This is a genomic window from Rhizobacter sp. P5_C2 (assembly GCF_054049715.1).
On the sequence record NZ_JBFULV010000003.1, the window covers coordinates 112,615 to 123,094 of the forward strand.

Sequence of the window (10,480 nt, forward strand, 5' to 3'; positions counted from 1 at the left end):
TGGTGCGCTAGACGCGGAACGACTCGCCGCAACCGCAGCGGTCTTTCTCGCGCGGATTCTGGAACTTGAACCCCTCGTTCAAGCCTTCGCGCACGAAGTCGAGTTGCGTGCCGTCGATGTACGGCAGGCTCTTCGGATCGACCAGCACCTTCACGCCGCGGTCTTCGAACACCGCGTCTTCAGGCGCCACGTCATCGGCGTATTCCAGCTTGTAGGCCAGGCCCGAGCAACCGGTCGTCTTGACGCCCAGCCGGACGCCGACGCCCTTGCCGCGCTTGGTGATGTAGCGCGACACATGGCGTGCCGCGGCTTCGGTCAGCGTGACGGCCATGGTCTCAGTGGGTCGTGGCAGCGGCGGTGGCAAGCGCCGATGCGCCGGTCTTGGCCTTGTAGTCGTTCACCGCCGCCTTGATCGCGTCTTCCGCCAGGATCGAGCAGTGGATCTTGACCGGCGGCAGCGCCAGTTCTTCGGCGATGTGCGTGTTCTTGATCGTCAGCGCCTCGTCGAGCGACTTGCCCTTGACCCATTCGGTCACCAGCGAGCTCGACGCGATCGCCGAGCCGCAGCCGTAGGTCTTGAACTTCGCGTCTTCGATCAGGCCCGTCACCGGGTTCACCTTGATCTGCAGCTTCATCACGTCGCCACAGGCCGGTGCGCCGACCATGCCGGTGCCCACGGTGTCGTCGCCCTTTTCGAACGAACCGACGTTGCGCGGGTTCTCGTAGTGCTCAACCACTTTTTCGCTGTAAGCCATTTCAGTTCTCCGTACTTCTTGTCTACAACTTCAGTGGGCAGCCCACTGAATCGTGCTGATGTCGATGCCGTCCTTGAACATCTCCCACAAGGGCGAGAGTTCGCGCAATTTCGCGACGCGGTCTTTCAGCGTCGTGATCACGTAGTCGATTTCTTCGGTGGTCGTGAAGCGGCCGATGGTCATGCGCAGGCTGGAGTGCGCGAGTTCGTCGCTGCGGCCGAGTGCGCGCAGCACGTAGCTCGGTTCCAGGCTGGCCGAGGTGCAGGCCGAGCCCGACGACACCGCGATGCCCTTGATGCCCATGATCAACGATTCGCCTTCGACGAAGTTGAACGACATGTTCACGTTGTGCGGCACGCGCCGCTCGGCGTGGCCGTTCAGGAAGGTCTGCTCGATGTCCTTCAGGCCGTTGATCAGGCGCTGCTGCAGCATCCGGATGCGCTCGTTGTCGGCACCCATCTCGGCGTGCGCGATGCGGTAGGCCTCGCCCATGCCGACGATCTGGTGCGTCGCGAGCGTGCCCGAGCGCATGCCGCGCTCATGCCCGCCACCGTGCATCTGCGCCTCGATGCGCACGCGCGGCTTGCGGCGCACGTACAGCGCGCCGATGCCCTTCGGGCCGTAGGTCTTGTGCGAGGCCAGGCTCATCAGGTCGACCGGCAACGCAGCCAGGTCGATCGTCACCTTGCCGGTGGCCTGGGCCGCGTCGACGTGGAAGATGATGCCGCGCTCGCGGCACATCGCACCGATCGTCTCGATGTCCTGGATGACGCCGATCTCGTTGTTGACGAACAGCACCGAGACCAGGATGGTGTCGGGGCGCATCGCCGCCTTCAGCGTGTCGAGGTCGAGCAGGCCGTCTTCCTGCACGTCGAGGTAGGTCACCTCGAAGCCCTGGCGCTCCAGTTCGCGCATCGTGTCGAGCACGGCCTTGTGCTCGGTCTTCAGCGTGATCAGGTGCTTGCCGCGCGTCTTGTAGAACTGCGCGGCGCCCTTCAGCGCCAGGTTGATGGATTCGGTCGCGCCCGAGGTCCAGACGATCTCGCGCGGATCGGCACCGACCAGCGCCGCGACCTGCTCACGCGCCTTCTCGACCGCTGCTTCCGCCTCCCACCCCCACGCGTGGCTGCGCGAGGCCGGGTTGCCGAAATGCTCGCGCAACCACGGGATCATCGCGTCGACCACGCGCTGGTCCACCGGCGTCGTCGCGCCGTAGTCCATGTAGATCGGGAAATGGGGGGTCATGTCCATGGGAATTCAGCTACAAAGAAGCGGTGAACAAGCGAAGGTTGGAAGCAGTTACTTCGAGAAGGCAGCGCCGCCGAGGGCGAAGACCGAATTCGGCGCAGTGATCTTGATCGGCTTGACGACCGGCTGCGTCGAGATCGCGCGCTTGACCGGTTGCTCCTCGATCGAGATGCCCTTGGCGAGCTGCTCGTCGACCAGCTTGCGCAGCGAGATCGAATCGAGGTACTCGATCATCTTGGAATTCAGGCTGGCCCACAGGTCGTGCGTCATGCAACGGCCGGAGTCCTCGCCCATGCAGTTTTCCTTGCCGCCGCAGCCGGTGGCGTCGATCGGTTCGTCGACGGCGACGATGATGTCGGCGACGGTGATTTCCTCTGATTTGCGACCCAGCGAATAACCACCGCCGGGGCCGCGGGTGCTCTCGACGAGCCCATGGCGGCGCAGTTTGCCGAACAACTGCTCGAGGTAGGACAGCGAAATCTGCTGACGGGCGCTGATCGCTGCGAGCGCAACCGGGCCCGAAAGCTCACGCAGAGCCAAGTCGATCATCGCGGTCACTGCAAAACGGCCTTTGGTGGTCAGACGCATGAAATTCTCCTGAAGCCGATGGGCGGCCAACTGTGTCAACGAAGCAGATGAGGGCGATTTCACGCTTGTCGAGTCCCCGCTTGCCTTCCCCGGGGTAACCCTCGGAATGATCCCGAGAGGATTACTCAAGTATAGATGAAACCTAGTTTTTTGGTCGGCATTGGGGCTGAAAGTTCCGTGGGGTTATTCGATCCTTGACGAGGACAGATGCTGGACAAGTCCGTCGCACGCGTCCTCGACCAGATCGAGCACGTGGTCGAAGCCATCCGGCCCGCCCTGGTACGGGTCCGGCACGGCTGGGCTCGCGAAGCGCACGCCGTGTTGCGTCAGCCGCCCCAACTTGGCGCGGTGCTGTGGCGGGCAGCGCTCTTCCAGTTCGGCGAGGTTGTCCCAGTCCATCGCCAAGATGAGGTCGAAGCGCTCGAAATCAGCCGCCGTCACGACTCGCGCCCGCAAATTCGCCAGGTCGTAGCCGCGCCGCGCCGCATGCCTGACGGAGCGCGGGTCCGGCGGCTCGCCGCCGTGCCACGAGTGCGTGCCGGCCGAATCGACCGCGACCGCATCGCCCAGCCCCGCCGCGCGCAGCTTGTGGCGCAGCACCGCCTCGGCGGTCGGCGAGCGGCAGATGTTGCCGAGGCAGACCATCAGCACCCGCACCGGCGCCGTCATGCCTTGCGGGCGTCTGCCGCCGGCAGCAGCACCACGTTGTCGGTGCCGGGCGCGCCGAAGGCCTGCTCGCGCAGGTGGGCGAGCTGGTCGCGCACCCGGGCCGCCTTCTCGAACTCGAGGTTGCGGGCGTGCTCGAGCATCTGCTTCTCGAGCTGCTTGATGCGCCTGCCGAGGTCCTTCTCGCTCATCGCCTCGACCTCGGCGGTCTCGGCCGCGTTCTTCAGGTCGTCCTTCGCGCTCTTCTCGCTGTAGACGCCGTCGATCAGTTCGCGGATCTGCTTCTTCACGCTGCGCGGCGTGATGCCTTGCTCCAGGTTGTGCTGGATCTGCTTCGCGCGGCGCCGCTCGGTCTCGTCGATCGCGCGGCGCATCGACTCGGTCATCTTGTCGGCATACAGGATCGCCTTGCCGTTGATGTTGCGCGCCGCGCGGCCGATGGTCTGGATCAGCGAGCGCTCGGCGCGCAGGAAGCCTTCCTTGTCGGCATCGAGGATCGCCACCAGCGACACCTCGGGGATGTCCAGCCCTTCGCGCAGCAGGTTGATGCCGACCAGCACGTCGAAGGTGCCGAGCCGCAGGTCGCGCAGGATCTCGACGCGCTCCACCGTGTCGATGTCGCTGTGCAGGTAGCGCACCTTGACGCCGTTGTCGCTCAGGTAATCGGTGAGCTGCTCGGCCATGCGCTTGGTCAGCGTGGTGATCAGCACGCGCTCGTGGATCTCGACGCGGTCGCGGATCTCCTGCAGCACGTCGTCGACCTGGTGCGTGGCCGGCCGCACCTCGACCAGCGGGTCGACCAGCCCGGTCGGCCGCACCACCTGCTCGACCACCTGGCCGGCGTTGCGCTTCTCGAAGTCGGCCGGCGTCGCCGAGACGAACACCACCTGGCGCATCTTCTTCTCGAACTCCTCGAACTTGAGCGGCCGGTTGTCGAGCGCCGACGGCAGCCGGAAGCCGTACTCGACCAGCGTGGTCTTGCGCGCGCGGTCGCCGTTGTACATGCCGCCCAGCTGGCCGATCATCACGTGCGATTCGTCGAGGAACATCAGCGCATCGGCCGGCAGGTAGTCGACCAGCGTCGACGGCGGATCGCCCGGTGCCGCGCCCGACAGGTGCCGCGTGTAGTTCTCGATGCCCTTGCAGTGGCCGATCTCCTGCAGCATCTCCAGGTCGAAGCGGGTGCGCTGCTCCAGGCGCTGCGCCTCGACCAGCTTGCCGCCCTTCACCAGCTCGTCGAGCCGCGTGCGCAGCTCGGCCTTGATGGTGTCGATCGCCGCGACCACGCGGTCGCGCGGCGTCACGTAATGGCTGGACGGGTAGACGGTGAAGCGCGGGATCTTCTGGCGGATGCGCCCGGTCAGCGGGTCGAACAGCTGCAGCGTCTCGACCTCGTCGTCGAACAGCTCGATGCGGATCGCCAGCTCGGAATGCTCGGCCGGGAACACGTCGATCGTGTCGCCGCGCACGCGGAAGGTGCCACGGCTGAAGTCCATCTCGTTGCGCTGGTACTGCATGCGGATCAGCTGCGCGATCACGTCTCGCTGGCCCATCTTGTCGCCGGCGCGCAGCGTCATCACCATGCGGTGGTAGTCGCTCGGGTTGCCGATGCCGTAGATCGCGCTGACGGTGGCGACGATCACCACGTCGCGCCGCTCCAGCAGGCTCTTGGTGGCCGACAGCCGCATCTGCTCGATGTGCTCGTTGATCGAACTGTCCTTCTCGATGAACAGGTCGCGCTGCGGCACGTAGGCCTCGGGCTGGTAGTAGTCGTAGTAGCTGACGAAGTACTCGACCGCGTTCTTCGGGAAGAACTCGCGGAACTCGCTGTAGAGCTGCGCCGCCAGCGTCTTGTTGGGCGCGAACACGATGGCCGGGCGGCCCATGCGGGCGATCACGTTGGCCATCGTGAAGGTCTTGCCGGAGCCGGTGACGCCGAGCAGCGTCTGGTAGCTCAGCCCGTCCTCGATGCCCTCGGCCAGCGCGGCGATCGCGGTCGGCTGGTCGCCGGCCGGCGGATACGGCTGGAACAGCTGGAACGGCGAGTCGGGGAAGCTGACGAACTCGCCTTCGACCGGTTCGCTCACCGGCGTGTCGGCGAGCACGATGTCGGGGCCGCGTTGCGGTGCTTTCGGTGCCAGCTTCGGTGTCGACTTTGGTGCAGCTCGGAGTGCCGGTTTTGGTGCCGAATTTTGTGGCAGGTCAGCCATGGCGATTAAAATCCTCGGGTTTTTCCTGTACCGCTGACGTGCTGTGAATGCACCGGGCAATCGAGAAGCCTAGCCCAAATCCCGCATCCGCTCTACTGACAAGGACTGTCCATGACCTCGCTGTTCGCCGCTGTCGAAATGGCACCTCGCGATCCCATCCTCGGCCTGAACGAGCAGTTCAACGCCGACCCGAACCCCGCCAAGGTGAACCTGGGCGTCGGGGTCTACTACGACGACAACGGCAAACTCCCGCTGCTGAAGTGCGTGGCCGAGGCCGAGCGCCAGATGCAGGAGTCGCCGAAGCCGCGCGGCTACCTACCGATCGACGGCATCGCGGCGTATGACAAGGCCGTGCAAGGCCTGGTGTTCGGCGCCGACAGCGCCGAGGTCGCCGCCGGCCGCGTCGCCACCGTCCAGGGCCTGGGCGGCACCGGCGGGCTGAAGATCGGTGCCGATTTCCTGAAGCGGGTGAACCCCGGCGCCAAGGTGCTGATCAGCGACCCGAGCTGGGAAAACCACCGCGCACTGTTCACCAACGCCGGCTTCGTCGTCGAGAGCTATCCCTACTACGACGCGGCCAAGCGCGGCGTCAACGTCGACGGCATGCTGGCCGCGCTGAACGCCGCGCCGGCGGGCACGGTCGTCGTGCTGCACGCCTGCTGCCACAACCCGACCGGCTACGACATCACGCCCGCCGACTGGCTGAAGGTGATCGAGGCCGTCAAGGCGCGCGGCCTGGTGGCCTTCCTCGACATGGCCTACCAGGGCTTCGGTGAAGGCATCGCCGAAGACGGCGCGGTGATTGCGCAGTTCGTTGCCGCCGGCATCGACTTCTTCGTCGCGACCTCGTTCTCGAAGAGCTTCTCGCTGTACGGCGAGCGCGTCGGCGCGCTGAGCGTGCTGTGCAGCTCCAAGGATGACGCGACCCGCGTGCTGAGCCAGCTGAAGATCGTGATCCGCACCAACTACTCCAACCCGCCGACGCACGGCGCCCAGGTCGTCGCCACCGTGCTGACGACGCCGGCGCTGCGCGCGATGTGGGAAGAAGAACTGGCCGGCATGCGCGTGCGCATCAAGCAAATGCGTACCGCGTTGCTGCAGAAGCTGCAGGCCGCCGGGATCAAGCAGGACATGAGCTTCATCACGCAGCAGAAGGGCATGTTCAGCTATTCGGGCCTGAACAAGGACCAGATGCAACGGCTGCGCAGCGAATTCGGCATTTATGGCGTCGATTCGGGCCGGATCTGCGTCGCGGCACTGAACAGCAAGAACATCGACGCCGTCGTCGCCGCGATCGCCAAGGTCAGCTGAAGCAACATCTTCTGTCACGCAAGTGACAGTCAGAACGAAGGCCGCACCATTTTGGGCGGCCTTTTCGCTTCTTTTCCGGGTTTGCACCAAAGCAGTCCCCAGGCACGATCCACATCGCCTGCCTAGAATGCTGCAACGCACAACTTGTGTGAAAGCGATTGCGCGAAGCGGTCGCAAAGGAAAACCCGTATGTTGTACCAGTGGTATGAAGCCCAGCGCGCGTTGTTGAGCCCGTTCTCCGAATTCGCCAGCGCCTCCTCGAAGCTGTACAGCCACCCGCTGTCGCCGTTCACGCACACGCCGATGGCACAGCGCGTGTCGGCCGGGCTGGACTTGGTGCACCGGCTGTCGAAGGAATACGAGAAGCCGCAGTTCAACATCACGTCGGTGCGCGTCGGCACGGTCGATGTCGCGGTGCAGGAGCAGGTGGCGCTCGAGAAACCCTTCTGCCGGCTGCTGCGCTTCAAGCGCTTCACCGACGATTCCCCGGTGCTGACCCTGATGAAGGACCAACCGACCGTGCTGGTCGTGGCGCCGCTGTCGGGCCACCATTCGACGCTGCTGCGCGACACCGTGACCGCCCTGCTGCGCGACCACAAGGTCTTCATCACCGACTGGACCGATGCCCGCATGGTCGACCAGGCCGCCGGCGCCTTCCACCTGGACGACTATGTCGCCTACGTGCAGGAGTTCATCCGCCACGTCGGCCCCGAGGCCAACGTGATCTCGGTGTGCCAGCCGACGGTGCCGGTGCTGGCCGCGATCTCGCTGATGGCCAGCCGCGGCGAGCCGACGCCGCGCACGATGACGATGATGGGCGGCCCGATCGACGCCCGCAAGAGCCCGACGGCCGTCAACAACCTGGCGATGAACAAGAGCTACGACTGGTTCGAGAACAACGTCATCTACCGCGTGCCGGTCAACTACCCTGGCTCCGGCCGCCGCGTGTACCCGGGCTTCCTGCAGCACAGCGGCTTCATCGCGATGAACCCGGACCGCCACCTGAAGTCGCACTACGACTACTTCATGGACCTGATGCGCGGCGACGATGAAAGCGCCGATTTCCACCGCACCTTCTACGACGAGTACAACGCGGTGCTCGACATGCCGGCCGAGTACTACCTCGACACCATCAAGACGGTGTTCCAGGACTTCGCGCTGGTCAACGGCACCTGGGAGGTCGACGGCGAGCTGGTGCGCCCGCAGGACATCACGACCAGCGCGCTGCTCACCATCGAAGGCGAGCTGGACGACATCTCCGGCGCCGGCCAGACCAAGGCGGCGCACGAGCTGTGCACCGGCATCCCGAAGTCGCGCCAGTTCCACTACGACGTCGTCGGCGCCGGCCACTACGGCATCTTCTCGGGCCGCCGCTGGCGCGAGAAGGTCTACCCGCAGGTGCGCGACTTCATCGCGTCGCACCAGCAGGCGGTCAAGCTCGCCAAGCCGACGGCCCGCAAGACCGCCGCGCGCAAGGCGGCCTGACGGCGCCGTGGACAGGGCCGCGCTCGCCGACGTCCTCGACGCCGCCCTGCCGCAGACGCAGTGCACGCGCTGCGGCTACCCCGATTGCCGCCGCTACGCCGAAGCCATCGCCGACGGCGAGGCGGCGATCAACCAATGCCCGCCCGGCGGTGCAGAAGGCATCGCCCGCCTCGCGCGCCTGACAGGCCTGCCGAGCCTGCCGCTGAACCCGCTGAACGGCAGCGAAGGGCCGCGCCGCCTCGCGGTGATCGACGAGGCCTGGTGCATCGGCTGCACGCTGTGCCTGAAGGCCTGCCCGGTCGACAGCATCGTCGGCGGGCCGAAGTCGATGCACACGGTGATCGACCCGCTGTGCACCGGCTGCGAACTCTGCATCCCGGTCTGCCCGGTCGACTGCATCTCGCTGGTCGATGCCAGCGAGGGCCGCACCGGCTGGGACGCCTGGAGCCCGGCGCAGGCCGACGAGGCGCGCGAGCGCTTCGCGTTCCACCGCGAACGGCTGGCGCGCGACGAGCACGAGCGCCTGGCGCGCATGGCGGCCCGCAGCGCACCGTCGACGGCCGCCGGCACCGAGGTGACTGTCAAGAGCAGCGTCATCGAAGCCGCGCTCGCCCGCGCCCGCCAGCGCAAGCCCGGCTGACAACGGCCAGCGGTTTGTCAGCCGATTCCTACAGCTGAATCAGCCGTGTCCTATCCGGACCCCGGGCCGGAACCGACGACGGCGGCGAGCCTGCCCGCCTACGCTTGCGCCACGGATCGCCGATCACGGTCGTCCGACATCACCGCGCAAGGAGCTGCAATGCATCACGATCGCATCGGGGGCCGCTGGAAGGAATTCAAGGGCCAGGCCCGTGAGAACTGGGGCCGCGTGACCGGCAACCAGAACCACGTCGAACAAGGCCAGCGCGAACGCCATGCCGGCAAGCTGCAGCGCAAGCACGGCGCCTACGAGGATGAAGCGCGCGAACAGATCCGCGAGCTGCAATCTCGTTACTGATTCCTGCAAGGCGACAAAGGAGTACCGACATGCACCGACTGCTGTTGGCGGTTCTGCTGATGCTCAGCATGGGCGCCACCTTGTCGCTCACCGCATGCGACAAGCTGGGGTCCGGCACACCGAAGCCGACCACCGAACCGCCGCCGGCGGCCAGCGCGCCGCCCTGAATCGACCCGCGGGGCTGAGACAATCCCCGGCGATGAACGCCGACCAGATCCAGCCCTTCTTCGCGACGCTCCAGGCCGCCAACCCGCAGCCGAACACCGAGCTCGAATACACCAACGTCTTCGAGCTGCTGGCTGCGGTGCTGCTGTCGGCCCAGGCCACCGATGTCGGCGTCAACAAGGCGACGCGCAAGCTGTTCGCGCTCGCGCCGACGCCGCGGAAGATGCGGGCGCTCGGGCTCGACGGCATCACGCAGCACATCAAGACCATCGGGCTGTACCGCAACAAGGCGAAGAACCTGTTCGAGACCTGCCGCATCCTGATCGAGGAGCACGGCGGCGAGGTGCCGCGCACGCGCGAGGCGCTGGAGGCCCTGCCGGGCGTCGGCCGCAAGACCGCGAACGTGGTGCTGAACGTCGCCTTCGGCGAGCCGACGATGGCGGTCGACACCCACATCTTCCGCGTCAGCAACCGCACCGGGCTGGCGCCGGGCAAGAACGCGCTCGAGGTCGAGCTGGGCCTGCTGAAGCGCGTGCCCGAGGCCTACCTCGTGGATGCGCACCACTGGCTGATCCTGCACGGCCGCTACGTGTGCCAGGCGCGCAAGCCACTGTGCTTCGAATGCGGCGTGGTGGCGTACTGCGATTCACGGCCCGGCGGGCCGCACCCGATCTACACCCGCACCGGCGAGGACACCCGCGCGCAGTAGGCAGGCGCCGCCGGCCAGTCGGCGGCGCGGGTGGGCACGATGTCGCCGCGCACGCAACGCACGGCATTCAGCCAGCCGGCATGGGCGACGATGCAGGCATGCGGCGGCAACTCATCGAGCAGCGCGCGGCAACGCGCCAGCAGCTGCGCGACCGTCTCGCCGCCGCCGGGTGCCCCGTGCAGGAAGTCGTCGCACCAGGCGTCGACCGGCGCCGCGCCGATCTCGTCCCACGGCCGCCCGTCCCAGTCGCCGAAATCCAGCTCGCACAGCCGGCGGTCGATGCGGTGCGCCCAGCCCCAGCGCGCGAGCCAGCGGCCCACGTCGGCGCAGCGCCGCAGCGGCGAGG

At 66.6% G+C, this 10,480-nt stretch carries 13 protein-coding genes; 6 read left to right on the top strand and 7 right to left on the bottom strand.

Features of this window, described 5'->3' with window-relative positions; genetic code table 11:
- Positions 1-7 precede the first annotated feature (7 nt).
- The 6 genes from iscA to uvrB form a co-directional block, all read right to left on the bottom strand.
- A complete protein-coding gene (gene iscA / locus ACXJLU_RS01905; protein WP_073467653.1) occupies positions 8-331 on the bottom strand; it encodes an iron-sulfur cluster assembly protein IscA in 324 nt (107 codons plus the stop codon).
- A 4-nt stretch (positions 332-335) separates the two neighbouring features.
- Positions 336-755, bottom strand: a complete 420-nt coding sequence (gene iscU, locus ACXJLU_RS01910; RefSeq protein WP_457328814.1) for a Fe-S cluster assembly scaffold IscU — start codon at positions 753-755, stop codon at positions 336-338.
- 30 nt (positions 756-785) lie between these two features.
- Positions 786-2,000, bottom strand: coding sequence for an IscS subfamily cysteine desulfurase (locus ACXJLU_RS01915; RefSeq protein WP_457328824.1), 1,215 nt, complete (start codon positions 1,998-2,000; stop codon positions 786-788).
- Between the two features lie 54 nt (positions 2,001-2,054).
- Positions 2,055-2,591 carry a Fe-S cluster assembly transcription factor gene (locus ACXJLU_RS01920; protein ID WP_056807984.1) on the bottom strand — a complete coding sequence of 179 codons (537 nt, stop codon included), beginning with the start codon at positions 2,589-2,591 and terminating at the stop codon, positions 2,055-2,057.
- A 183-nt stretch (positions 2,592-2,774) separates the two neighbouring features.
- A complete protein-coding gene (locus ACXJLU_RS01925) occupies positions 2,775-3,260 on the bottom strand; it encodes a low molecular weight protein-tyrosine-phosphatase (RefSeq protein ID WP_457328815.1) in 486 nt (161 codons plus the stop codon).
- Entirely contained in the window at positions 3,257-5,362 is a 2,106-nt protein-coding gene (uvrB, locus tag ACXJLU_RS01930; RefSeq protein WP_457328816.1) for an excinuclease ABC subunit UvrB, read from the bottom strand. Before uvrB ends, ACXJLU_RS01925 begins: the two co-directional genes overlap by 4 nt.
- Positions 5,363-5,578: 216 nt before the next feature.
- Between uvrB and ACXJLU_RS01935 the strand changes: the two genes are divergently transcribed.
- The 6 genes from ACXJLU_RS01935 (at position 5,579) to nth (ending at position 10,134) form a co-directional block, all read left to right on the top strand.
- Positions 5,579-6,778, top strand: a complete 1,200-nt coding sequence (locus ACXJLU_RS01935) for an amino acid aminotransferase (RefSeq protein WP_457328817.1) — start codon at positions 5,579-5,581, stop codon at positions 6,776-6,778.
- A gap of 189 nt (positions 6,779-6,967) precedes the next feature.
- Entirely contained in the window at positions 6,968-8,263 is a 1,296-nt protein-coding gene (locus tag ACXJLU_RS01940; protein ID WP_457328818.1) for a polyhydroxyalkanoate depolymerase, read from the top strand.
- A gap of 7 nt (positions 8,264-8,270) precedes the next feature.
- On the top strand, positions 8,271-8,903 hold the full coding sequence (gene rsxB, locus ACXJLU_RS01945) for an electron transport complex subunit RsxB (protein ID WP_457328819.1): 633 nt from the start codon (positions 8,271-8,273) through the stop codon (positions 8,901-8,903).
- A gap of 159 nt (positions 8,904-9,062) precedes the next feature.
- Entirely contained in the window at positions 9,063-9,260 is a 198-nt protein-coding gene (locus ACXJLU_RS01950) for a CsbD family protein (protein ID WP_047502981.1), read from the top strand.
- A 29-nt stretch (positions 9,261-9,289) separates the two neighbouring features.
- A complete protein-coding gene (locus ACXJLU_RS01955) occupies positions 9,290-9,427 on the top strand; it encodes a hypothetical protein (protein ID WP_457328820.1) in 138 nt (45 codons plus the stop codon).
- Positions 9,428-9,459: 32 nt separating this feature from the next.
- Positions 9,460-10,134, top strand: coding sequence for an endonuclease III (nth, locus tag ACXJLU_RS01960; RefSeq protein WP_457328821.1), 675 nt, complete (start codon positions 9,460-9,462; stop codon positions 10,132-10,134).
- Here nth and ACXJLU_RS01965 read toward each other — a convergent pair.
- A partial coding sequence (locus ACXJLU_RS01965; RefSeq protein ID WP_457328822.1) for a histidine phosphatase family protein occupies positions 10,098-10,480 on the bottom strand: 383 nt, incomplete at its 5' end. The two genes, nth and ACXJLU_RS01965, sit on opposite strands and share 37 nt — an antisense overlap.